Below are 24,604 nucleotides of genomic sequence, written 5' to 3'. Positions count from 1 at the left end.
TCACCCGGCCCGCTCCTATGGGCGAGCCGGGTGATTGGCGAGCCTTGCCGAACTTGTTACTTAGCGCGCTCGATAATGGAATCGAGACGCCAACGCTTGGTCTTGCTCAGTGGACGAGTCTCCATGATACTCACGAGGTCGCCAACGTGAGCCTGGTTGTTCTCGTCATGGGCCTTGACCGTGCGAGTGGAACGAACGACCTTACCGTAGAGCGGGTGGGTCGTACGAAGTTCGAGTTCCACGGAAATGGTCTTGTCCATCTTGTCGGACACGACATAACCGCGACGAACTTTGCGGAAGTTACGCTCTTCAGCCATTACTTCTCCTTAAGCTTTCGTTTCGGTTGCCGCCGGAGCCTGGCTGATGCCAAGTTCACGTTCGCGCAGAACAGTATACATCCTGGCGATGTCACGCTTGACAGCCTTGAGGCGAGCAGTGTTCTCGAGCTGACCGGTTGCATGCTGGAAGCGCAGGTTGAACAGCTCTTCCTTGGACTTCTTGATGAAGCCCTCGATCTCAGCATTGGTCTTCTCGTTGAGATTCTTGATGGTGTATTCTTCCGATCCGACTGGCATCAGATGTCACCGCCTTCGCGAGCGATCACGCGGCACTTCATTGGAAGCTTGTCGATTGCGCGGCGCAGGGCCTCGCGAGCGACATCCTCAGAAACGCCACCGATTTCGAACATGACACGGCCCGGGTGCACATTGGCAATCCAGAATTCCGGAGTGCCCTTGCCGGAGCCCATTCGGGCGCCGAGCGGGTGCTTGGTGAGAGGACGATCCGGGAAGATCGTGATCCACACCTTGCCGCCACGCTTGATGTAACGGGTCATTGCGATACGAGCAGCCTCGATCTGGCGGTTCGTGACATAGGCCGGAGCCAATGCCTGAATAGCGAAATCGCCGAAGTTGATCTCGTTGCCGCCCTTGGACATGCCATGGCGGTCAGGACGATGCTGCTTGCGATATTTGGTCCTCTTTGGGATAAGCATCCTCAGCTCACTCCTTAGTTTCCGGCTCTACGGCAGCTTCCTTGGAAACTTCCGCTTCCATCTGCTGATCCGGACCTGTCTTGACCTGGTTCTGACCGGTGGGACGCTGGCCGGCACGCTGGCCACGGCGCGGACGACGATCGCCGCCGCGACGGCCCGGGCGGTTGTTGCCCTGCTGTGCCTGCTGCTCCTCGAACTCACGCTCGGTCATATCGCCCTTGTAGATCCACACCTTGACACCGATGCGGCCGTAGGTGGTCTTGGCCTCGAAGAAGCCATAGTCGATGAGAGCGCGGAGCGTCTGCAGCGGGACGCGGCCTTCACGGTAGAACTCCGAACGGCTCATTTCCGCACCGCCGAGACGGCCGGAGAGCTTGATACGAATACCCTTGGCGCCTGCACGCATGGCATCCTGCTGAGCCTTACGCATCGCGCGACGGAAGGTCACGCGGTTGGTGAGCTGCTCGGCGATGCCCTGAGCGACGAGCTGGGCGTCGATGGCCGGGTTCTTCACTTCGAAGATGTTGAGCTGAACCTGCTTGCCGGTGAGCTTCTCGAGCTTGGCACGAACACGCTCGGCTTCGGCGCCACGACGGCCGATCACGATGCCCGGACGGGCGGTGTGGATGTCCACACGCACGCGGTCGCGGGTGCGCTCGATGATGATGCGGGACACGCCCGCACGCTCGAGATCCTTGTTCATGACCTTGCGGATGGCGTCATCTTCGAGGACGAAGTCACGATAACGCTCGCCGACCTTGTTGGAATCGGAGAACCACTTGGAACGATGGCTCTCAGTAATGCCCAGGCGATAGCCAAAGGGATTAATCTTCTGACCCATCTTTAGCGGTCTCCTTCCTTGCTAGCGACGACGACCGTGATGTGGCTCGTACGCTTGTTGATACGAGCGGCACGGCCCTGTGCACGAGCGCGGAAACGCTTGAGCGTCACACCCTCGTCCACATAGGTCTCCTTGATGTACAGGTCGTTCTCACGGAACGGCTCGCCGGCCTTGTCGGCCTTCACGCGGGCGTTCGCGATGGCACTCTGGAGGACCTTGAGCACCGGGGTGCTGGCGTCCTGCGGAGCGAACTTGAGAATGGTGATGGCTTCGGTCGCTTTCTTGCCTCGGATGAGGTCGACCATGCGGCGAGCCTTACGCGGCGTCACACGAACGTGGCGAGCGATTGCTTTAGCTTCCATGTGTCTATACTCTCCTACTTATTAGCGGCGCGACTTCTTGTCGTCCTTGACGTGACCCTTGAAGGTACGCGTAGGGGCGAACTCACCGAGCTTGTGGCCGACCATGGATTCGGTGACGAACACCGGCACATGCTTGCGACCATCGTGAACCGCGAAGGTGTGTCCGATGAAATCAGGGGTGATCATCGAACGGCGGGACCACGTCTTGATGACGTTGTGGGTGCCCTTCGCATTCTGCTCGTCGACTTTCTTCTGCAAGTGGGCGTCGACGAATGGGCCCTTCTTGATGCTACGAGTCATCTACTCGACACTCCCTTACTTGCGATTCTTGCCGTTAGGACGACGACGAACGATCATCTTGTTCGAAGCCTTCTTCGGACGACGGGTACGAACCTCGCCCTTGCCCCATGGAGACACCGGCGGCTTGCCACCGCGGGTACGGCCGCCATGCGGGTGATCGACAGGGTTCATGGACTCACCACGGGTGATCGGGCGCTTGCCCATCCAACGTGCACGACCTGCCTTGCCGAGCTGGATGTTGGCGTGGTCGGAGTTGCCGACCTCGCCCACGGTTGCGCGGCAGCGGGCGTCCACGTTGCGGATTTCGCCCGATGGCATACGCAGCTGGGCGTAAGCGCCATCCTTGGCGACGAGCTGCACGGCCGCACCGGCGGAACGTGCAATCTTGGCACCGCCGAGCGGGCGGAGCTCAATGGCGTGGACAACCGTACCAGTCGGGATGTTGCGCAGCGGCAGGTTGTTGCCCGGCTTGATGTCGGCGTTGGCGCCGGTCTCGATGCGGTCACCCTGCTTGATGCCCTCAGGTGCGATGATGTAGCGCTTCTCACCGTCTGCGTAGTGCAGCAGGGCGATGCGTGCGGAGCGGTTCGGATCGTACTCGATCTGAGCCACGGTTGCCGGCACGCCGTCCTTGTCCCAACGACGGAAGTCGATGAGGCGGTACTGGCGCTTGTGACCGCCGCCACGATGGCGGGAGGTCATGCGGCCGTAGTTGTTGCGGCCGCCAGTTTTGCTGTTCTTGCGAATGAGCGACTTCTCTGGGGTCGAGCGCGTGAGGTCGGAGAAGTCCGAAACAGACGCGTTACGACGGCCCGGGGTCGTCGGCTTATATACGCGGATAGCCATAATCTAGTTCTTTCCTTTAACTTTTCTCGGCTAACCTTCAGTTACCGAAGATGTCGATCGACTGGCCCTCGGCCACGGTCACGATTGCGCGCTTCTGATTGACGCGGCGGCCGTAACCGGTGCGGGTGCGCGTGCGCTTGCCTGCACGGTTGAGGGTGTTGACGTTCGTCACCTTGACCTTGAAGATCTCCTCGATGGCCTGCTTGATCTGCACCTTGTTGGCGTTCGGGGCCACGACGAAGGTGTACTGACCCATATCGGACAGAGCGTAGCTCTTCTCCGAAACAACAGGCTTCAGGATGATGTCATGTGCTGGCTTGTGAATAGCGACCATGAACTCAGGCCTCCTTAGCTGCCGTCTTCGCGGCGACGAAAGCCTCGAGACCATCCTTCGAGAACACCACGTACTGGGCGGTGATCACGTCGTAGGTGTTGAGCTGATCGGCGAAGATCGGGTAGACGGTCGGAATGTTACGAACCGACAGCCACTCGTTCACGTTGTCGCGGGACAGCACCACGGTGGTGAAGTTGTCGGCGACGACCGGGGCGAGAGCCGCGATTGCCTTCTTGGTGGACGGTGCGTCGAGCTGGAAGTCGACGACTGCGACGCGACCGTTGTTGGCGCGATCCGAGAGGGCGTAGCGCAGGGCTGCGGCCTTCATTTTCTTGGGGGTGCGCTGGCTGTAGTCACGCGGCACCGGGCCGTGTGCGACACCGCCGTGGTACCACTGAGGAGCGCGGATTGAGCCCTGACGAGCGCGACCGGTGCCCTTCTGCTTCCACGGCTTGCGGCCACCACCGGAGACGGCGCCGCGGTTCTTGACCGCATGCGTGCCCTGGCGGGCGGCTGCACGCTGGGCCACCACAACCTGGTGGATCAGCGGCACGTGTGCCTGCACTTCCTCGGCGGTGAAGCCGAAGAGCGCTTCCGGCGCCTCGAGGGTGCCGGCTTCCTTGCCATTGTTATCGGTGACGTTCAGAGTAACGTTTGCCATCTAAATCAGGCTCCCTTCACTGCAGAACGAACGAGGACGATGCCGCCCTTCGGGCCCGGGATGGCGCCCTTGATGGCGAGGATGCCGTTCTCCACATCGGAGGAGACGACAGTGAGGTTCTGCACGGTATTGGTGACATGGCCCATACGACCGGCCATGCGCTTGCCCTTGAGAATACGGCTCGGCGTTGCGCATGCGCCAACCGAACCTGGACGACGCTCGTTCTTGTGAGAGCCGTGGGTACGACGGTAGGACTTGAAGCCCCAGCGCTTGATGGTGCCCGCGAAGCCCTTGCCCTTGGTGGTGCCGGTCACGTCGACCTGCACACCCTCAGGGAAGACCTCGGCGGTCAGCTCCTGGCCGGGCTCGAAATCCTCTACGTTCTCGGTGCGAACTTCGGCGAGGTGACGACGAGGCGTCACACCGGCCTTGGCGAAATGACCGGCCATCGGCTTGGTCACCTTACGCGGGTCGACCTGGCCGTAGCCAAGCTGGACGGCCTTGTAGCCGTCGGTCTCCTCGTTCTTCACAGCCGTGACGACGTTGGTCGAGACCTCGACGAGCGTGACGGGAACGAAGAAGCCGTTTTCGTCCCAAACCTGCGACATGCCGAGCTTCTTGCCCAGCAGTGCGTTGCGATTCTTGTTCTGCGACATTGCGGTTCCTCCTCCCCTTACAGCTTGATCTCGATGTTGACGTCTGCGGGCAGATCAATATGCATGAGGGAGTCCACAGCCTTTGGGGTTGGGTCCACAATATCGATGAGACGCTTGTGAGTGCGCATCTCGAAATGCTCGCGAGAATCCTTGTACTTGTGAGGGGAACGAATAACGCAGTAGACGTTCTTCTCAGTCGGGAGCGGAACCGGGCCAACCACAGTTGCACCCGCGTTCGTCACCGTTTCGACGATCTTCTTCGCCGATTGGTCGATGACCTCATGGTCATAGGACTTAAGCCTGATGCGGATTTTCTGTCCCGCCATTGCCTTCCGCCCTTTCTAGCGATTCGTGTATCAATGTGACTTAACCTGCTCCAGGGCACCGGCGAGTGAAGTCTTTGGGCAAACGTCCGCCGACTTTTCCTACATCAGTGCGCAGCCATGCAAAAACCCGTGCGGGCTTTTGTGCCGCGCTCGCTTTTTTGATTCCAATTATGCGAGCCCTAATCAGGCAACTTCTATATTTAAGCACCGGGGGTGGTCTTTTCTTCCGCTGGCGGCGATGGCGTGTCGCATTCACCCTGACGTCTTCACAGTCCCGTCACGGAATGAGCACCGTAGCGGCATAGGTGATCATCACGAAAGAGACCAAGCTCGTCACGCACTCGCCTATTCCCGCGATCTTCGCAGTCTTCCTCATATTGCGCGTCGCGACCGGCATGACGACGGCGCGCGCGAGCAGAATCGCCCCCAACCAGCCATAGATCGGACTGTATAGGAATCCGATGGCCATGACGAGAATGTGCCAGATCCACGAGGCAGCGAGATACCGGGTATTCCCCTGTTCGCGAATCATCGTCTTCACATAGAGCACACTGCCGAACAGCGTGAGCGCGTACGCGCCCGCGATCTCCACGCCAAGCGGCGGCAATATGCTCTGGCCGAACGGCAGAAGATGCGCAAGGGCGGGGGCGTCCCCACCATGCGTGCCGAGCGAAGCGACGGGAATCGCCATGGTACTGGAGGCGAGCACTGCACAGATATTCGCCGGAATCGAATGCTCACGGCGTCGCCATGCACAAATTAGCGACCCCGCGCACAGCACGCAGTAGATCGGAGCCCACCATAGCATGCCGGGGAATCTGAACACGAACGGCAATCCGGCGCAGACGAGCAGCGCGGCATAGACGAGCATCGGCATGCGATACCGTGCGCGCCCATGCGATTTCGCCCATCGTGCAGCACTGAACTGCACGCAGTAGCACAGGCACCACAATACGAGCAGCCACACGGAGTTCCATGTGGGACCGGAGACGAGGAAGGCGCTGAGCGCGGGCATGAGCACGATCACCCATGCGCCGGGTTCATTCGAACGCCAATCGCGCACGGATCGCGTAGAGATTGAGGAGATCATGCTGCCCTAGCCTACGCGAGTGTCCCAAGACATGCCAGAGCGAATTCACGCCGTCAACAAACCACAATGCCGCTGCCGGCTGGCGCTGCATGCACGCGCGGCTTACCGTCGGATTATGAGAAGTAGCAGGGAATGACCGAGCTCGATTGCGAGGCCCGTCGGCAGCAACGCTGCATCTGCGCATCCGATTCCCGTCAGGCGAAGATGCTGGCGCGGCGATGCGCAGGCGGCGAACTCGTGCGCGTATATCGGGGCATGTACGCACACGCGCAATTCTGGCGCACGCTGCCTCCTCCCGTGCAAATCGTGTATCTGGCACGCGCGCTGGCGAAAAGCCATCCTGATTGGGTGTTCAACGGAGAGACAGCGGCCTGCGTGCGGAATCTACAAATTCCATGGCATGCATTGACTCACCGCGTGACCATCGCCTGCACCGCGGGTCCGCAGAAATCTGACGGCCCGCGTCTGCAACGCATCCGCCACCCGAATATGCGCGCCGAAATAATCGACGGTATTCCCGTGACGCCGCTTGTCTGCACCGCGTCGGACTGTGTGCTCACGATGGAGCCGTGCGCGGCGATCACAGCGTTGGACGGCTGCTTCAAGACGGGGCTCTCCACGCGCGAGCTGCTCCGGGAATGTGCTGCGAATGGCACGGATGCAGTGGTCACCCTGCTGCCACATGTCAATCCGGCCAGCGAGAACGGCGGTGAAGCCTATGCGCACGCAGTGATGACCGCGCGATATGGTTTCAGGAAGCCGCAACAGCAAGTACCACTCACCGATCCGCAAACAGGGCACATATACCGCGCCGATTATTACTGGGTTTGCGACGACGGAACGGTGATTGTCGCGGAACTGGACGGCGCGCAGAAATATATTGATCCGCAGATGACGGGCAGTCGAAGCGTGCACGCCGTCGTGGCTGACGAACGAGAGCGGGAGAAGGCGCTCGAGAGGGCAGGCGTGCACAGAACCGTGCGCTTCACGTTCGACGATGTGATTCACAGCGAGCGATTGCATGCGAAACTGCACAGCGCCGGCGTACCCACCCACTTTCTTGGATCGACAGACATCAATGGGTATCGGGTGGCAATCATTGGGTGAGCGGAACGCAGATTGGAAGAAAATATGCGCGTATGGTTTTTCTTCCCAGTTACGGCATAGCTCGCGGGAAGAAAAACATTGCTTCTATATTTCCTTCCCGCTAGGAACTGCCAAACGAGAAGAAAAACCACGGATTCCTTTTTCTTCTCATCTGGGCTCTCGCTCGCGGGAAGAAAACATGCGCGCGCGGTTTTTCCTCCCATTTGCAGATTCCATATTGCACAGAACCCAGATTGCTGACATCAGAATGGGCCACCCGACTGGCGGATGGCCCATTGGCAATGGATTGCATATAGATTGCAATGGATTGGCGGATCAGACGCGCTCGGAGGCTTCCTCCGTGGCGCCCACGCCTTCGCGCTCAACGCGCATCGCATGGCCCTCCGCCTGCGAGACGCCGTAGTAGGCGGCGATGGCGATATCCATCATGTCCTGGATCTGCGGGATGCGCGGATTCGCAGGCGCGCACTGGTCTTCATAGGCGCGCATGCCGATCTGCTCGAGGATGCTCCAGAAGTAGTCCTCATCCACACCGCAATCCTTGAAGCTCTTGTTCATGCCGAGCTTATTGTCGCGGTAGTCCTCGACGGCCTTCGCCAGATTCTCGACACCCTCGGCCGGGGTCTTGCCTGGGTCGACCCCGAGCAGCGAGGCGAGCTCCTGGTAACGCTCCGGCGCGATGTACTTGCTGTACTTCGGCCAGGAGGTCGGCTCCTCCGGCACCTGCCCGTTGTAGCGGATCACATATGGCAGCAGAATCGAGTTCGTGCGGCCGTGCGCGATGTGGCACAGGGCGCCGATGGTGTGCGCCATGGCGTGGCACATACCGAGGAAGGCGGATCCGAATGCCATGCCGGCCATGGTGGCGGCGTTGTGCATCTTCTCCTGCGCCTTCTTCTTGGTTTCGCCCGGCTCGCTATTGACGGACTCCGCAAGGTTGTCCCAGATCAGCTTGCAGGCATGCAGCGCCATACCGTCGGTGAAGTCGTTCGCATAGACGGAGACGTAGGCCTCCATCGAATGGGTCAGCGCATCGAAGCCGGCATCGGAGGCCAGTCGGCGCGGCTGCGTGCGCGCGAGCACCGGGTCGACGATCGCGACGGACGGCGTGAGCGCGTAGTCGGTGATCGGGTACTTGTAGCCGGTCTTGTGGTCGGTGATCACAGCGAACGGCGTGACCTCGGAGCCGGTGCCCGACGAGGTCGGGATGCACACAAGCTTGGCCTTGGTGCCGAGCGGCGGAATCTTGAAAGCGCGCTTGCGAATGTCGAAGAACTTCTCACGCACGTCGGAGAACGCGATTTCCGGGTGCTCATAGAGCAGCCACATGATCTTCGCGGCGTCCATGGGAGAGCCACCGCCGACGGCGATGATCGTGTCCGGCTCGAATTCGTCGCGCATCATGGCGGCGCCGCGCTCGACGGTCTCGACACTCGGCTCGGGCTCCACATAGTCGACGATGCGGAAGGTGACTCGGTTGGAGCGTGCACGCAGCTGGTCAATCACCTTGTCGACGATGCCGAGCTGCTCCATCACCTTGTCACACACGATGACGGCACGCTCGATGCCATACATGTCGCGCAGGTACTTGATGGCGTTCGGCTCGAAGTACGTCTTTGCCGGGATCTTGAACCACTGCATGTTGTTGTTCCTTCGCGCGATTCGCTTGATGTTGAGCAGATTGATCGCCTGCACGTTGCCGGAGACGGAGTTGCCACCGTAGGAACCGCAGCCCAGCGTGAGCGACGGGGCGATGGAGTTGTAGATGTCGCCAATGCCGCCGAGCGAGCTCGGCTGGTTCCAGATGATGCGGCAGGCGTGCATGCGCAGGCCGTACTCGCGGACGAGGTCGTCGTTGTTCGTGTGGATTGCGGCGGTATGGCCGGCACCGTGCTTGAGCATCTCCTCGCACATTTCGAAGCCCTGCTCCTTGTCGGAGAACTTAAGCACGGCGTGCACCGGCGCCAGCTTCTCCATGGTGAGCGGCTCGTTCTCGCCCACCTCGGAGCATTCGGCAGCGAGGATCGTGGCGTCCTCGGGGATTTCGAAGCCGGCTTCGTGCGCGATGTACTGCGGAGACTTGCCCGGGACCACGGAGTTGAGCTTCGGGGTCTCGCCGGAGAACGCGGTGCAGCCGAACATGTACTTCTCGAGCTTGGCCTTCTCCTCGTCGTTGACGAAGTATGCCTTGCGGCGCTTCAATTCCTTGACGAGCGGTGCGTAGATGTCCTTGTGCGCGATGATCGCCTGCTCGGTGGCGCAGATCATGCCGTAGTCGAAGTGCTTCGAGAGGATGAGGTCGTTCGCCACGCGCTGCACGTCGACGTTGTTGTCGACGTAGGCCGGGGCATTGCCGGCGCCGACGCCCAGGGCCGGCTTGCCGGACGAGTACGCGGCCTTGACCATGCCGGGGCCGCCGGTCGCGAGGATCGTGGCCACGCCGGGATGCTGCATGAGCGCGCCGGTCGCCTCGATGGACGGGTGTTCGATCCACTGCACGCAGTTCTCCGGGGCACCTGCCTCGATGGCGGCGTCACGCACGATGCGCGCCGCTTCGACGGAGCTCTTCTGCGCTCCCGGGTGGAAGCCGAAGACAATCGGGCAACGGGTCTTGAGGGCGATGAGCGACTTGAAGATGGCAGTGGACGTCGGGTTGGTCACCGGGGTGACGCCTGCGACGACGCCGACCGGTTCTGCCACTTCGTCGATGCCGAGCACGTCGTCTTCGCGGATGATGCCGACGGTTTTCTGACCGGCCATGTAATTGGTCACGTGCTCGCAGGCGAAGATGTTCTTCGTCGCCTTGTCTTCGACGAGTCCACGACCGGTCTCGTCGACTGCCAGTTTCGCCAGCACCAGATGCTTGTTGAGGGCGGCCACGGAGGCCTTCGCCACGATGCGATCGACGGCCTGCTGATCGAGCTTTTCGAATTCCGCCAGCGCCTTCTGCGCCTTCCTGACCAGAGCGTCGACCTCGGCCTGTGCCGCGGCCTTCTTGTCTTCCACATTCACAGCAAGCTTGGCCGCCTTCGTTGCGGTCTCGGCGCTGTTCTTGTCTGCCATGCGAACCTCCTGTAGATTCGGCAAATCGGTGCGCCCCGTGGCGCAGATTTCACGAGATGTGAGTTGTCTCACAATCTAGCGAACAGGCACTGCGGAAAGCAAGTCTGCAATCACAATCCGTGTGTCTGTTCTCTTTTGTGCGTTTGATGAACTCATTGTGTCACTAATTGGCAGATTTCCATCTCAATTTGAGTTACTTGATACAAATTGTTCACTTTCATCGACAAGCGCACACAGTTTCGCACTCGACAATCCACTCACTTCTACAAATCCTTTTCCAAAAGTCCACGTTTTGTTGAATCTTTTGAAAATCAGCTTTGCAAAACTGGTGGCATCCGATATCCTTGACCTACACGAGCCGGTCATAGAGAGAGTCGCCGGCGAATAGCAGCGGGCAGGGAAGCACATGGAAAGCACGACCGTCAAGCGGCACAACCGCGAGCTCATACTGCGCGAGCTGTTCGCGGCGCCGTCCATGACCAAGCGGCAGATCGCAGACGCCACGCGCCTGAGCATGCCCACAATCACCGAGAATCTGCGTGAGCTCGCCGCCGACGGGCTCATCGTCCCAGCGGAGGCGCGGGCCTCGACAGGAGGGCGCAAAGCCCAGACCTGGCAGTTCAATGCGAGGCATCGCACGGCGATTGGCGTCGCGTTGCGACCCACCGAGGTGGTGTGCATGGCGGTGGATCTGCGCGGCAATGTGATAGCCGAGCACAAGGTGACGATGGCACGTCGCAACGACAACGCGTACTACGAACGAGCCGCGCATACGATCTCGACGTTCGCACAGTCACTGCCCTCCCCGATCGGCGTGTGCTTCGCATTGCCGTCGAGCGCGGCGCGCCACTGCATCTGCGTGGCCGAGGACTGGAATGCGGCCACCGAGTCGTACCAAGGCATCAGTCGCATTCTCACATTGCCCTGCTCACGCATTGCGCGCAACGTCGCCTACGCCACCGTCGAACTGCATAACCACCCGTTGCTGCGCAACGCGGTGTGCCTGTACCTGGGCGAGTACATCAACAGCGCCATCGTGATGGACGGCGTCGCACGCGAAGGCAATCTCGAGCACATGCAACTCGATGCGAGCGGTGACATCTGCCGGTGTGGGTCGCGCGGTTGCCTTGAGGTGCTGTGCTCGTCGCGGCAGCTCACCGAGGAGGGCGAGAGTCTGCCCGGTTTCTTCGGCGTGCTCGAGCAGGGCGAACGCAATCATCATGTGCGCATGGACCGCTGGCTCGGATCGCTCGCCCATGCGGTCAACAACATTCGCACATTCGTGCCGGCGGATGTCATTCTGTGCGGACCGATCGCCGACTATCTCGACGATTCCGAGATCGCCCAGCTCGAGCGCCTCACCACCTGCGCCGAACACGTCAATCCGTCGGCGCGCAACCCGCAGGTCATGCGCGGCTGCTGCGTGGAGTACCAGGACGCGGTGGGCGCGGCGCAGTCGCTCATCCCCGCCTCCCACGACGGCATACCGTCCGACTGACTAGTGCGGCGGCCCGCATTCACCTCATTCGAAGATTCGCCCATTACACTGGAAAGCTATGCAGTTACAGAAATTACAGCGATACGCCACGCGACCAGGCTTCTTCTACACCGATGACGGCGGCGCGGACGTCGTGGTACGTTCTGAGACCGCGGAACAACTGTGGTTGAGCGTGCTCGAGCCGGTGGACAAACCGAGCGCGTTCTACAACCAGGCGGTTCGCCTGCCCGATGACGCAGCGGACAGGCTCCTCGACTACATGCGCCATTACCCGATCTGCTCGCGCATCGTGCCTGCGCTCGGCCTGCGCGAGACATTGTTCAAGATGACCGGCCCGAACTATGGCCTGTGGAACCTCCATCTCGACAAGGCATGGGACGGTCTGCAATACGGATTCCGCGCCGACGGAACATGGGACCCGCATCACGGCCTGCGGTTCAACCCGTACAAGTTCCTCATCGACCCCTATGCCAAGGGCATTGAGCGGGCGATGCAACTCGACCCTTCCATGTTCGCGTACCAATGCACCATAGGCGACGACGGCAAGGTCGAAGGAGACTCCTGGGGTGAAATGAGCACGCTCGATTCTCTGGGCCATTGCCCGGTGTCGGTGGCGATCGACGACCGTGACGCCCGCAAGCACGACGGCGACCCGGAACACCCGCATGTGCCGTGGAGCAAAACGGTGATCTACGAGCTGCATGTGAAGGGCTTCACGAAGAACGCGCCATGGTTGCCGGAGGAGCTACGCGGTACCTACGCCGGCCTCGCCCACCCCACCACACTCGCCTATCTGCAGGATCTGGGCGTCACATCAATCGAACTGTTGCCGATCATGGCCAAGCAGCCCGAGGTGTTCCTGCAGGAACGCGTGCGCACGAACTACTGGGGCTATTCCACGCTCAACTTCTTCTCCCCTGAGCCCGGTTATGCCACGAAGAAGGCTCAACAGGCCGGTGCCGCCGCCGTGCGTCGTGAGGTGATCGACATGGTACGCGCCCTGCATGAATCCGGCTTCGAGGTGATCATGGACGTGGTGTACAACCACACCTGCGAGGGCGGCAATGCCGGGCCGAGCGTCTGCTGGCGTGGGCTCGACAATCTCTCGTTCTACCGCCAGCAGACCCAGCATGCCGGCGAGCTCGAAGACACCACCGGCTGCGGCAACACCGTGGACTTCACCGACACCCACAACATCACATTCGCCGTGGATTCGCTGCGGTACTGGGCCAAGCGCATAGGCATAGACGGCTTCCGATTCGACCTCGCCGTCTCGCTGGCGCGGCTCAAGGGCATGTTCACCCCATACCATCCGTTCCTGTACGCATTGCGTTCCGACCAGCTGCTCGGCAACCTCAAGCTCATCATGGAGCCGTGGGATCTGGGCTTCCAAGGGTGGCGCACCGGCCAGTTCCTCTCGCCCTTCGGAGAGTGGAACGACCGATTCCGCGACGCCTCCCGCCAGTTCTGGCTCTCCGACATCAACCAGACTGCGGGCCATGGTGTGACCACCATGCAGGAGATGGCCACGCGCCTGTGCGGTTCGGCGGACCTGTTCGCCACCGACCCGGGCCGTGGCGCCACGTCATCGATCAATTACATCAGCGCGCACGACGGCTTTACACTGGCCGACCTCACCAGCTACGACCACAAGCACAACGAGGCGAATGGCGAGAACAACAACGACGGCACGAACGTGAACCATTCCGCCAACTTCGGCGTGGAGGGCCCCACCGACGACCTCAGCATCGAGAGCGCACGCGAACGTTCGCGCATGAACATGCTCGGCACGCTCATTCTCTCGCTTGGCACGCCCATGCTGCTCGCAGGAGACGAATTCGGCAACACGCAATACGGCAACAACAACGCGTATTGCCAAGACAACGAGATCGCCTGGCTCGACTGGGATTGGATCAACTGCACAGAGGAAACCGCCGAATCCCGCCAACTCGAGGCCACCGCGAATCTGATCGCCGTGCGCAAATCGCTCGACATATACAATCACGAGGACTTCTTCACGAGGCTCTCCCAGTTGGGGCTGCTCAAGCCGAGCTCGCGTGTGCAGTGGAGCCTGCCGGATGGCACGATGCCCATGGATTCCGATTGGCGCGACCCGTCGGTGCGCTCGTTCATGATGCACTTGTATTTCAAGGACGAACCCGACGCGCTGATTGTGGTCAACGGCGATGAAACCGACCGCCGGATGCACCTGCCGTCGGATTCGACGTTCAATCTGCTATGGTCGTCGGCGCAGACCACTGGCGAACAGCCCGCACCGGGCACCTCCGTCACCAAGATCTTACGGTCTGCGGCGGTGTCGCCACTTGCGGAGACGCTGCGGTTCAAGCGTGCGACGTCGCCCCTGCACGATCTCGACGCCCATGGTGCCGTTGGCGCGGACGCCGAGGAGAATGCCGCCCGTCAGGAGATTGGAACCACCAAGCCAACGGCAAAGCTCACCGCACATGAGACGCAGCTCCTCGAATCCATTCTCGACCGCAAGATCAAAGACACACTCGACCAGCAGATGCCGCCGATGACCGCCGGTGCACACTCCGGAACCGGCGACCCCACACGCATCAGCATGGCCGATTCCGATCCCACGACCACCGCATTCGACGTCGAGCACGATGCCCCTACGCCCGAAGACACCGCTCCGGCTGCAGGTTCCCCCAATGCCGTCCCATCGAACGTGTGGACCTTCCCGGCGCTGAGCATAAGCCTGCTGCTGCAATCGGAGCGCCGCTCCTGGTGAGTGGCGAGCCGAGTCCACGACCTGAACCAGCGGCCATGGACTCGACGCCTTCCGAAAAACAAGAAGGCCGCCCTGCATTGCAGGGCGGCCTTCTTCGCGTATAACGCTTAACGCTTCGAGAACTGCGGAGCGCGGCGAGCCTTGTGCAGACCGACCTTCTTACGCTCCACGACGCGGGCGTCGCGGGTGAGGAAGCCAGCCTTCTTCAGTGCTGCGCGGTTGGCATCGCGGTCGATGGCGTTGAGGGCACGAGCCACGCCCAGGCGGATTGCGCCGGCCTGGCCTGTGGTGCCGCCACCGTCGACGAGCACGATTGCGTCGAACTTACCTTCGAGCTTCAGGAGCACGATCGGCGAGTTCACTTCACGCTGGAGCAGCTTCGACGGGAAGTACTCCTCGAGCGTACGGCCATTGATCTTCCACTCGCCAGTGCCCGGAACCAGGCGAACACGGGCGACGGCTTCCTTACGACGGCCGGTGCCATAGCCCGGAGCGATCGTGGAGGTGCCGGTGCCTGCGCCCGAGTTGGTCTCGGTGGTGAAGGCGGCGGTGGTTTCCTCGGTCTCGGTAACCGCGGAGTTGTTGGTATTCTCAGCCATTGTTCTTATCTCCTTCGGTTCACTTTGCCTGCTGCGAGATCTGCTCGATCTCGTAGACCTGAGGGTTCTGGCCAACGTGCGGATGCTCTTCGCCGGCGAACACGCGCAGACGGGTCAGCTGGACCTTTGCGAGCTTGTTCTTCGGCAGCATGCCCTTGACGGCGTGCATGATGATGCGCTCGGGCTTGTTCTTGAGCAGCTCTGCGTAGCTGTCGCGGCGCAGGCCACCAGGACGACCGGAGTGCGAGTAGAGCTCCTTGTCCATCTTGTCGCCGGTAAGAGCAATCTTGTCGGCGTTGATGATGATCACGTAGTTGCCGGAATCGGCATGCGGAGCGAAGGAAGGCTTGTTCTTGCCGCGCAGCAGGTTGGCTGCGGCGACGGAGAGACGGCCCAGAACGACGTCTTTGGCGTCGATGATGTACCAGTCGTGAGTAAGATCAGCTGGCTTCGGTGTGAAAGTTTTCACGATATACCTTTTCTGTATTGTGTTCCGGATCCTCGCGCTGCGGGTTGGTCAGACCGTGCGGCGTTCCGATCTCATTACCGTGGGCTCCCTGAAAGTCCTTATGCGAGTGGGAAAGCGCTTTGAAGGACCCCGTAGGGAAACACAACAATCCTTTATTATATCCCTCGGCTTGACATACGCGTACGCGCGATGGCACTCTCCCGCACCCCGTTCACAGACGGCAAAGCGCCGGCGCAATATCGATACGCCGGCGCTTTCGCAATAAGGTGCGGGGCCGCCCATCAGCTGTTCATGATCTTGGCGATGCGCTGCAGCAGATCGGAGTCGAACAGGTGCTCGAGCGGCACGTTGTCGCCGTGGTAGTCGGCCAACGGCACACGCCAGTTCGGATACTCGTTGTCGGTGCCCGGCTGGTTCTGCGTGCGGCGTTCTCCCACCGCGTCGACGAAGGAGACGGCCTTGAGCTTGCAAGGCGAGCTGTTGAGCGCACGGTAGAGCGCCTCGACGATCTCCTCCCACCTGCCGGATTCGTCTTTCATCACATTGACATCGAGGTAGCCGTTGTCGACGAGCATCTGCAGCATGGCCTGATGCTCGGCGCGCGCGCTGCGCTCGAAGGCCGACGAATCCTCGCCGAGCAGACCGAGCTGCTCGCGCACGCGCACATGCTCGTACTCGAGATAGCCGGCAGCCGGCGGCATGTCGTGGTTGTCCACCGAGGCCAACGCATACGGGCGCCAATCCTTCGGCGGAATGAACACGCCATCCATCTGCTCAAACCATTCGACGGCGCAGCCGAAGATGGCATAGTCGGCGAGCGACTGCTGCACGTACGACGGCACGACACCGAGGTCCTCACCCACGATCAGACCACCAACACGGTCTGCTTCGATTGCGAGAATGCCCAGCATCGTGTTGTGGTCGTAGTACACGTAGGTGCCATTCGAGGCCGGCTGGCCCTCCGGGATCCACCACAGGCGGAACAGGCCGAGAATGTGGTCGATGCGCACAGCACCGGCGCAGTCGAACATGCCACGCACCATCTCGCGGTACGCCTTGTAGCCGGTTTCCTTGAGCGACAGCGGGCTCAACGGGGGTTGGCTCCAGTTCTGCCCCTGCTGGTTGAACATGTCCGGCGGCGCACCCACGGTGGCGCCATTGGCGAATCGCTCCGGGTTCCACCACACCTCGGAGCCGTCGGGATGCACGCCCACAGCCATGTCGCTCATGATGCCGATCTTCATGCCGGCCTGACGTGCCGCCTGCTGGGCCGCATGCATCTGCTCGACCGCAATCCACTCGAGCCAACGGTAGAATTCGAGCAGGTCGCTGTTCTGCTCGCGCAGCTGCTTGACCTCGGGGGAATCCTTCGTGTACTTGTTGATCCAATTGTCTGGCGTGTTCTCCGGCTTGCCCCACTTCGCATAGCAGACGCACCAGGTGGCGTATGCCTCGAGGTCCTCGCCGCACCTGGCCTTGTAGTCGTCGAAGGCCTGCTGGCGCACCGACTGCAGGCCCGTGTTGAAGATCGTGCGCAGCGCCTTCTCTTTCTCCAGCCACATGGCATCGCGGTCTATCAGGTTCGGATCGGCGTTGTAGGCCTCCATCTTGGCGTGCGCGTCCTTGACGGACTGCTTGGCGGCATCGTCCAACGCGTAGTACTCCGGAATGTCCTCCGGGTGAATGTAGGTGTAGTTGATGAAGCGACGCGACACCGGTAGGTATGGCGACGGGGTCAGCGGTGAGACCGGTTCGCCGGCATGCACAGGGTTGATGAGCATGAAGTCGGCGTTCGTGTACCGCTTCGAGTCGATGAGCAACGTGCGCAGATCGGCGAAATCGCCGACGCCCCAGGAGTCGGCCGAGCGGATCGAATACAACTGGGCCATCCAGCCCCACAACGACCCGTTCTTGAGCGGATCGAGCAGTGGGATGCGCTGTGGCGCGCTGATCAGCGTCGCATCCGCCTCGCGCTGCCCTGCCGCGATATGCAGCGTGTGGTAGCCCTCGGGCAGGTCGGCAGGCAGTGCGATCTGCGCCGTCGAGAAGAACTTGCCGTTGACTTCATGCACCTTGACGTCGGGCAGCGGCTCCACCGCGATGTCGTGTTGGTATATGGTGCCGTCTTCGAGTGTGATCGTGACCTTCGGCGCCTCGGTGATGGCCAGATGGATGGGCACGTGACTCTGCTCGCCCACAATGTGCAGCACGGTGGGTTCGATGAGCCGCATGGCGCGCTGGTTGTTCACATGTTCCAACGACACTTCGATGGTCTCCTCGCTGGAGGCATCGACATTCAGGGCCTTCAGCACGGCCACGAGCACGTCATCGGGAATCTCATGGAAATCACGCGACATGCCGACATAACTGGTCGCCACGCCCAGCGACTGCGCGAGACGAATAAGGGGGCGCGCAAGACGCTCCGGGCTTTCTTCGTTGAGTTCTGCCATAACTCCTAAGTGTAAGCCTTTTTCGCAGCGACGTTCCCGGCTACGCCCATAAAGGAGCAAACGTTTTCATTCCTCTCACCGAGATAGCCGTGGGTTACGCTCGGAAGGTCACCGGCGCTGTGCCGCCTTCGCCACTTCGGGCACCGGATCTTCCTTGAGTCGCTCGATTGTCTCCGCACCGGCATTCGGATTGAGCGCCACGCCGCGACGCACCATCGTCGACAGGATCCGCGGAGCGTCCGGCTCAAGTTCAACGCCGAGTCTGCTCAGAAAATCGAGGGTCTGCGCGTCCACCTCAGGATTCTGCGCCCCCTCCATGCGCATTTTCCATGACGTCTGCGGATTACGCAGTGCCTCGTCGCGCACTTCGGGCACCTCGTCTTTGGTCAGGCGCCCCACCAGCCAGTTCTTGTCGTCGCGGTTCGCGGCGACCGCACGCCGAACCTCGGGGGAAGGGTCTTCAGACAGCTTGACGAGCACATTCGGGAACGGCATCGTCTCCGCGAGGAACACGCGGTCTTCCAACGGCGTGTGCTGATTGCCGGCGACCGCCTCGAGCAATGCCGTCGCACGTGAGAACGCCGCCTGTTTCGCGCGATCCGGCAACGGCCTGCGTGCGAATTCGTGCAGCTCCTGCGGATCCGTCGAATGGCGCAGACGTTCATAGGTCACGGTGAGCGGTTCGAACTGCGGAGTCTGGGCTTCGGAAGCCTCCCCCTGATTCCCGGCCGCGTCCTGCACGCCGTCCGCCTGCGTATTCCGCGCAGTCTGTGCCGTCTGCTCGCCATCTGCCATGCTGACCTCCACCTCATGCGCATCGTCTGCGCTCCGTGCCGTGCACCCCAAGTCTAATGCACATGCGGCAATGGGCGCGGCACCGGCATCACGAGGCGGCGTGCGGCGTGTCACCGCATCGCGCGGTGGCATCGGCCCACATACTCCGGCGTCACCGTCGCACTGAACTGCTCGCGCACACGATGTTCGAACGATTCGCGCGCATCATCGCGCACGAGCACGATGAGCACCACGTGATCCGAGAAATCGGCAGACTCCTCCACCGCGCCCATCACCTCGACCAGATGGCGCATCGGCCCGAGCTGCGAGTAGTCGAGCGGCACCGCATACCGGGCACAGACCACAATCTGTGCGACATCCGCTGCCTTCACCGCAATCGACGCTCCGGTGGAGTATGCGCGGATGAGACCGCCCGAACCGAGCAGAATGCCGCCGAAATATCGCGTGACGGCAATCACGCAATCTGTGAGTTCATTCGCACGCAACACATCGAGGATCGGCTTGCCCGCCGTGCCGCTCGGCTCGCCATCATCGCTCATGCGCTCCATCACACGGCCATCGTCACCGGTCACAATCGCCGCATAGGCCACATGTCGTGCTTTCGGGTGACGCTCGCGCACGGTCTCGACGAACGCGAGCGCATCCTCAAGCGAATCGACATGGCAGGCGTCGCCTATGAACTCGGACTTCTTCTCCACGAATGCATCGTGCGCCGGCTCGTCGGCCGGATTCAACAAGGTACGCATGGCTCCTCGCAAACGGTCTCGTCACTTCTGGGTATGCAGAACCACACTACCGCCCGCTAGACGACCACGTTGAAATCGCCGCCCTCGTAGAACGAGACGATCGCCTCCATCACCTGTCGGGTCAGGCTGGCATAGGCGCCATCGGCCCGCCAGGCGACATGCGGGGTGAGCACGACGCCGGGAACCGAACGGAGTGGGGAATCCTGCGGCAACGGCTCCTTGTCGAACACGTCGAGACCGGCCAGCAGGTCGCCGCGTTCCAAGCGCCGTTCGAGCGCGCCCGGCGCGATGATCTCGGCGCGCGCGGTGTTGATGAGCATGCTTCCGGGTCGCAGATGGTTCAGGTTCTCGAAGGTGATGCCGCCACGCGTCTCATCGGTGAGCGGCAAATGCAGCGACACGATGTCACTGGTGGCCATGAGGTCGTCGATGCCATCGACGAGCGCGATCTCGGGATTCGCAGCGAGCGCGTCGGCGTGCACATGCGAGTTCCAAACCTGGATTCGCATGCCAAAACCGTTGGCGATGCGCGCCACATGCTGCCCGATGCCACCGAATCCCACAAGACCAAGCGTTTTGCCGGCGAGCTCGGTGCCGAACACACCATGCCAACTGCCCTCGCGCACCTGCGTGTCGAGCTCTCCTACATGGCGCGCCAACTCCATCATGAGCGCGATGGCGAGCTCGGCGACCGCGGCGTCCCCATATCGACGCACATTGCATACGCGCACGCCATCCTGCCGCGCACGGGCGAGGTCGATGTAGCTGGCCACCCCGGTACCGCCGAATGCGAAGCACTTCGCATGTCCCTGCGTATGCGTGAGCCGTGTATACAGATTGTCGTCGATGTGCACGCCGATCACAATCACGGCGTCGGCACCCTCGCAACGCCGCACGATCTCGTCCGGGTCCAGAGTGGTGTCAGTGTACATTCTCAGGCGCGTCACATCGCGTAGCACCTCGAAGTTCGCCTTGAACGGCTCGATCATGTCGGCCACCACACATGGCATCACTGTGAGGGGCAGATCGGTGCGTTCCGGTTGGGTCTCAAGAATCTGTGTCATGGCCGACACTGTAGCGGCACCATATTTCCGCGAGTTTCCGAATCGAATGCCACAGCAGACCACCTCGGACCCGTCTCATATCGAGACCGGCGATTTGCCTCACGCATGCCGTTGCACTACACTCGGCAAGCGAAGCAACGGACAATGACGTACCGCTGCTTCAACTAACTTCACAATCCCCTTGCTGGCCATTGTGCACATCATATCGCGGATTTGACGACAGGGAATGGCATACGACAATCAATGTCGTTCGACTCGCCCGAAATGGCCGACACAGGACGTGCAACCCTACTGGAACCCATGGAACAGACAGAAGCCGTCCGAAACGGAAAAAGGCGGATCCCAACGGATTCGCCCTGATCGCGGAGTCAGAGGGATTCGAACCCTCGAGCCGCTAAACACGACTAACACCTTAGCAGGGTGCCCCTATCGGCCACTCAGGCATGACTCCATGCTGCATTAGCGCAACAAAAGAACATCATAGCAGATTCGACAGACGAAACACCGATATTCGCCAATTCAGCGAAAACGACCTTGTTGTGGAGCCCCTCCCTGTTCCGCGACGGGCGCGAATACACCGGCGCTTCCATTCGAACATCTGTTCAGGTACAGTTGAGACATGAGCACAGCACCGCGTATCGAAGCTGCCAAAAGGGATTGGGGCCATGACGAGACCGGCTGCACCATACTGCATATCGACATGGACGCGTTCTTCGCCTCGCTCGAGATAGCAAGACACCCGGAATTCCGCGGCAAACCGGTTATTGTAGGAACCGGCAACCGCGCCGTGGTCTCCGCTGCAAGCTACGAGGCCCGCAAGTACGGCATCAATTCGGCAATGCCGGCCGCACGCGCGCACCAACTCTGCCCGAACGGAATCTTCCTGCCCGTCGACCACCACTACTACAGCGCCGTCTCCCATGAGATCTTCCACACGGTCTTCCGCGAGGTGACGGACCGCATCGAACAGGTCTCCGTCGATGAATGCTATATGGATGTCTCCGGTGCGCTGCTCGCATGGCACAGCCCGACGCGCATAGCCCAATGGTTACGGGCGCAGGTCGCGGAACGGTTCGGCATCACCTGCTCGGTGGGCATAGCCGGCAACAAACTCGTGGCGAAGATGGCGAGCACGAATGCGAAGCCGAACGGCATGCTGCTCATTCCGCTGGACAAGCATGCGCAGTTCGTGCAGCTGATGCCATTGCGAGGCATTCCGGGGCTTGGCCCCGCCCAGGAGAAGCGGCTGAACGCATGGGGAATCAACTCCGTGTCCCAGCTCGCACGCTGTTCGGTGGAGGAGCTCATACAGGCGACCGGATCGAAAGCCGCCGCAACACACCTGTGGGAGGCCTCGCATGGCATCGACCCGTGCACACTCACGCTACACGCCCCCGAGAAATCAATCGGGCAGGAACGCACCTTCGATACGGACTGCAATGATTTGGCCACAGCGAGCACGCTGATCAAACAATGCTGCGACAAGGTTGCCTCCATACTGCGCGCCAAGGGGCTCATGGCGCGCACGCTCACCGTGAAACTGCGGTTCCCCGACCTTGCCTACTCCACCAAGCAGATGCAACTGGAACAACCGACCGACGCCGCGAGCACGTTGTACCCGCATGCCATCGACCTGTTGTTGCGCATGATGGGCATGCCGGCGGATTGCCGCGGCACTGAGGTCAAACTCACACGCCCCATACGGCTCGCCGGCATCAGCACGAGCACATTGACAAAGCGTGAGGAGACGGTGATCCAACCCACGCTCGATGAACTGCTCGAGGAGAACGAGCGTGTGGCCCCCATGCCACAGGCATCGTCATCGATTCCCTCCCCCGCAAACGGCACGAGGTCGACACGCCTGCGCTGCGCTGAAGAGGCAGTAGACCAGATCCGGCGTAAATTCGGGCAGGATAGCGCACATCTCGGCGCATAGCATGCGCCCAATACGAGCAATTGAATAAGAGGCGGCGTCAGGCCTGTGCGAGCCGCTCACACGCCCGGTGAATCTGCTCGTCGGTGGCGGTGGCCGAGAACCGCAGATATTCCGGAGCACCATAGAATTCGCCGGGGCTGGCGATGATACCGATGGAGGCGAGCGCTTTCATATCGGTCCAGCAATCAGCCGACTTCGCCTTCGTCCATACGTACAAGGCTCCCTGGGGCATGTTCACCCGATATCCGTAGCCACGCAATGCGCAGACGAGCTCACCGAGACGGTCATGATACCGGTTGTGCTGTGCACGCACCGATGCCGCGTCTCGTAAGCCGGCCGCCATCGCCGCCTGCACCGGTCCAGGCATGATGAGGCCGAGCTGTTTGCGGAACGCGGTCATACGCGAGATGATCTGTGCATCGCCTGCGAGCAGTGCCGTACGGTACCCGGCCATATTCGATTGCTTGCTCAGCGAATACAACACGACCACACCATCTGCACGTCCGTCGCACACGTCGGCGCGCAATGCGCAGGGGGACGACTCGATGGCGGCCTCGCGGTTCCCCTCGTCGTCATTGGCCTTGGTCCAGTTCATCAACGCATAGCATTCGTCGCTGAGCACCACGGCGCCTATCTCACGGGCGGCGTTCACGATGTCATGCAGCTGCGCGGCGGAGAGCACCGCGCCTGTCGGGTTGCTCGGCGAGTTCACCCAGATCGCCTTCACACCGGGTATGTTGCGCCATGAATCCACTGCGGCGACGTCGTCGACCTTGACCACCGTGGCACCAGCCACCTGGGTGCCGATCTCGTAGGTGGGGTAGCTCACGCGCGGTTGGACTACCACATCGCCGGAGCTGAGTTGGAGCAGCGACGCCATCATCGCCACACCCTCCTTGGAGCCGACCGTCGGCACCACATCAGCCCCTATCGCCTCGATCTCCACATCACGACAGCCGCGGAACCATTCGCAGATCGCACGGCGCAGGTCTGCCGTGCCGCCAGTCACCGGGTAGCCACAGGCGTTTGCGTCGTTCGCGCTGACGGCGAGCGCCTTGCGCACGGAATCCGGTACCGCATCCACCGGCGAACCGACCGACAGATCGACCATGCCACCGGGCACCGCCTGCGCGATGCGTTTGTACCGGCCGACGCGAGACCAATCATATGGTGTGCTGAAATCCTTGAATCCCATGGCTCTCCTACGAATACGGGCGAATGCGAGTGACTTGTATCACTATGGCATCGCGTGCGCCTGGGAAGGCGCACGCGATTGCAGATTACTATGCTCAGGCGGCGTTCTGTGGCGGCAGATCGGCGACACGTTGCGGATCCTTGCCAATGGGACCGGCAGCCTGTGCGCCACCGAGATCGCCCACCTCGGCGAAGAACTCAACGGCGGCATCCTTGTACCACTCCCACTCCGGCGGCAGATCGTCTTCATAGAAGATTGCCTCGGTCGGGCACACTGGTTCGCATGCGCCGCAGTCGACGCATTCGTTCGGATTGATGTACAGCGAGCGCTTGCCCTCGTAGATGCAATCCACCGGGCATTCGTCTACACACGCCTTGTCTTTCACGTCGACGCAGGGCTGCGCGATCACGTAGGCCATGGCTCCTCCTTGTTTCTCAAAGTCCCTACCAGACTACCCGCCTACACCCATAAAACAAAGCGCGGGCATGTCCTTGGCGAACATGTCCGCGCGTGCGCA

General features: G+C 61.3%; 25 protein-coding genes and 1 tRNA gene. 4 read left to right on the top strand and 22 right to left on the bottom strand.

All coding sequences use genetic code 11. The annotated features are described in order from the left end of the window. Positions 1–56: 56 nt before the first annotated feature. The 12 genes from rpsQ to OGI63_RS02570 all read right to left on the bottom strand — a co-directional run bounded on the left by rpsQ (position 57) and on the right by OGI63_RS02570 (position 6,410). The gene (rpsQ, locus tag OGI63_RS02625; protein ID WP_004268589.1) at positions 57–317 is read right to left on the bottom strand and encodes a 30S ribosomal protein S17; all 261 of its coding nucleotides are present in this window, start codon (positions 315–317) and stop codon (positions 57–59) included. A gap of 9 nt (positions 318–326) precedes the next feature. Next, a complete protein-coding gene (gene rpmC, locus OGI63_RS02620) occupies positions 327–575 on the bottom strand; it encodes a 50S ribosomal protein L29 (protein WP_004268587.1) in 249 nt (82 codons plus the stop codon). After that, the gene (gene rplP, locus OGI63_RS02615; protein WP_004268585.1) at positions 575–994 is read right to left on the bottom strand and encodes a 50S ribosomal protein L16; all 420 of its coding nucleotides are present in this window, start codon (positions 992–994) and stop codon (positions 575–577) included. Before rplP ends, rpmC begins: the two co-directional genes overlap by 1 nt. Positions 995–1,001: 7 nt before the next feature. Further along, the gene (rpsC, locus tag OGI63_RS02610; RefSeq protein WP_004268583.1) at positions 1,002–1,835 is read right to left on the bottom strand and encodes a 30S ribosomal protein S3; all 834 of its coding nucleotides are present in this window, start codon (positions 1,833–1,835) and stop codon (positions 1,002–1,004) included. Between the two features lie 2 nt (positions 1,836–1,837). Continuing rightward, the gene (gene rplV, locus OGI63_RS02605; protein ID WP_004269021.1) at positions 1,838–2,197 is read right to left on the bottom strand and encodes a 50S ribosomal protein L22; all 360 of its coding nucleotides are present in this window, start codon (positions 2,195–2,197) and stop codon (positions 1,838–1,840) included. A 21-nt stretch (positions 2,198–2,218) separates the two neighbouring features. Continuing rightward, entirely contained in the window at positions 2,219–2,497 is a 279-nt protein-coding gene (gene rpsS / locus OGI63_RS02600) for a 30S ribosomal protein S19 (protein WP_004268580.1), read from the bottom strand. Positions 2,498–2,512: 15 nt separating this feature from the next. Then, on the bottom strand, positions 2,513–3,343 hold the full coding sequence (rplB, locus tag OGI63_RS02595; protein ID WP_004268578.1) for a 50S ribosomal protein L2: 831 nt from the start codon (positions 3,341–3,343) through the stop codon (positions 2,513–2,515). Between the two features lie 37 nt (positions 3,344–3,380). Then, positions 3,381–3,677, bottom strand: a complete 297-nt coding sequence (gene rplW / locus OGI63_RS02590; RefSeq protein WP_004268576.1) for a 50S ribosomal protein L23 — start codon at positions 3,675–3,677, stop codon at positions 3,381–3,383. Positions 3,678–3,681: 4 nt separating this feature from the next. Continuing rightward, positions 3,682–4,338: a 50S ribosomal protein L4 gene (rplD, locus tag OGI63_RS02585; RefSeq protein ID WP_004268574.1), complete on the bottom strand. Its 657-nt coding sequence runs from the start codon at positions 4,336–4,338 to the stop codon at positions 3,682–3,684. A gap of 5 nt (positions 4,339–4,343) precedes the next feature. Further along, a complete protein-coding gene (rplC, locus tag OGI63_RS02580) occupies positions 4,344–4,994 on the bottom strand; it encodes a 50S ribosomal protein L3 (protein ID WP_004268572.1) in 651 nt (216 codons plus the stop codon). Positions 4,995–5,011: 17 nt separating this feature from the next. Next, a complete protein-coding gene (gene rpsJ, locus OGI63_RS02575) occupies positions 5,012–5,320 on the bottom strand; it encodes a 30S ribosomal protein S10 (protein WP_004268570.1) in 309 nt (102 codons plus the stop codon). 277 nt (positions 5,321–5,597) lie between these two features. Continuing rightward, positions 5,598–6,410 carry a YwiC-like family protein gene (locus tag OGI63_RS02570; protein ID WP_014482659.1) on the bottom strand — a complete coding sequence of 271 codons (813 nt, stop codon included), beginning with the start codon at positions 6,408–6,410 and terminating at the stop codon, positions 5,598–5,600. Between the two features lie 132 nt (positions 6,411–6,542). Here OGI63_RS02570 and OGI63_RS02565 point away from each other — a divergent pair, with 132 nt between their 5' ends. Continuing rightward, a complete protein-coding gene (locus tag OGI63_RS02565) occupies positions 6,543–7,517 on the top strand; it encodes a type IV toxin-antitoxin system AbiEi family antitoxin domain-containing protein (RefSeq protein WP_004268563.1) in 975 nt (324 codons plus the stop codon). Between the two features lie 315 nt (positions 7,518–7,832). Here the strand turns inward: OGI63_RS02565 and adhE are convergent, their stop codons facing one another. Then, positions 7,833–10,580, bottom strand: coding sequence for a bifunctional acetaldehyde-CoA/alcohol dehydrogenase (gene adhE, locus OGI63_RS02560; protein WP_004268561.1), 2,748 nt, complete (start codon positions 10,578–10,580; stop codon positions 7,833–7,835). Positions 10,581–10,986: 406 nt separating this feature from the next. On the opposite strand from adhE, the gene OGI63_RS02555 reads away from it, so the two are divergent. Further along, entirely contained in the window at positions 10,987–12,078 is a 1,092-nt protein-coding gene (locus tag OGI63_RS02555; protein ID WP_004268559.1) for an ROK family transcriptional regulator, read from the top strand. Between the two features lie 58 nt (positions 12,079–12,136). Then, a complete protein-coding gene (gene glgX, locus OGI63_RS02550; protein ID WP_004268557.1) occupies positions 12,137–14,833 on the top strand; it encodes a glycogen debranching protein GlgX in 2,697 nt (898 codons plus the stop codon). A gap of 107 nt (positions 14,834–14,940) precedes the next feature. Here the strand turns inward: glgX and rpsI are convergent, their stop codons facing one another. From rpsI to OGI63_RS02515, 7 genes are all read right to left on the bottom strand, one after another. After that, positions 14,941–15,432: a 30S ribosomal protein S9 gene (gene rpsI, locus OGI63_RS02545; RefSeq protein ID WP_012754412.1), complete on the bottom strand. Its 492-nt coding sequence runs from the start codon at positions 15,430–15,432 to the stop codon at positions 14,941–14,943. Between the two features lie 19 nt (positions 15,433–15,451). Next, positions 15,452–15,901 carry a 50S ribosomal protein L13 gene (gene rplM, locus OGI63_RS02540; RefSeq protein WP_004268555.1) on the bottom strand — a complete coding sequence of 150 codons (450 nt, stop codon included), beginning with the start codon at positions 15,899–15,901 and terminating at the stop codon, positions 15,452–15,454. 281 nt (positions 15,902–16,182) lie between these two features. Beyond that, entirely contained in the window at positions 16,183–18,351 is a 2,169-nt protein-coding gene (malQ, locus tag OGI63_RS02535; protein ID WP_004268554.1) for a 4-alpha-glucanotransferase, read from the bottom strand. 108 nt (positions 18,352–18,459) lie between these two features. After that, complete coding sequence (locus tag OGI63_RS02530; protein ID WP_012619705.1) at positions 18,460–19,146, bottom strand: hypothetical protein; 687 nt, start codon at positions 19,144–19,146, stop codon at positions 18,460–18,462. A 110-nt stretch (positions 19,147–19,256) separates the two neighbouring features. Continuing rightward, complete coding sequence (locus OGI63_RS02525; RefSeq protein WP_004268552.1) at positions 19,257–19,892, bottom strand: IMPACT family protein; 636 nt, start codon at positions 19,890–19,892, stop codon at positions 19,257–19,259. A gap of 56 nt (positions 19,893–19,948) precedes the next feature. Beyond that, positions 19,949–20,956, bottom strand: a complete 1,008-nt coding sequence (locus tag OGI63_RS02520; RefSeq protein ID WP_004268550.1) for a D-2-hydroxyacid dehydrogenase family protein — start codon at positions 20,954–20,956, stop codon at positions 19,949–19,951. A 363-nt stretch (positions 20,957–21,319) separates the two neighbouring features. Next, positions 21,320–21,407, bottom strand: a tRNA-Ser gene (locus OGI63_RS02515). Positions 21,408–21,575: 168 nt separating this feature from the next. Here OGI63_RS02515 and dinB point away from each other — a divergent pair. Then, the gene (gene dinB, locus OGI63_RS02510; RefSeq protein ID WP_004268548.1) at positions 21,576–22,892 is read left to right on the top strand and encodes a DNA polymerase IV; all 1,317 of its coding nucleotides are present in this window, start codon (positions 21,576–21,578) and stop codon (positions 22,890–22,892) included. Between the two features lie 37 nt (positions 22,893–22,929). Here dinB and dapC read toward each other — a convergent pair whose 3' ends face one another. Both dapC and fdxA read right to left on the bottom strand, forming a co-directional pair. After that, positions 22,930–24,087, bottom strand: coding sequence for a succinyldiaminopimelate transaminase (gene dapC / locus OGI63_RS02505; protein WP_004268547.1), 1,158 nt, complete (start codon positions 24,085–24,087; stop codon positions 22,930–22,932). 94 nt (positions 24,088–24,181) lie between these two features. Further along, positions 24,182–24,505 carry a ferredoxin gene (fdxA, locus tag OGI63_RS02500; protein WP_004268544.1) on the bottom strand — a complete coding sequence of 108 codons (324 nt, stop codon included), beginning with the start codon at positions 24,503–24,505 and terminating at the stop codon, positions 24,182–24,184. Positions 24,506–24,604 lie beyond the last annotated feature (99 nt).

This window comes from Bifidobacterium sp. KRGSERBCFTRI (assembly GCF_025908335.1).
Note: the sequence above shows the minus strand (reverse complement) of the source record. Positions and strands in the feature narration are given on the sequence as shown.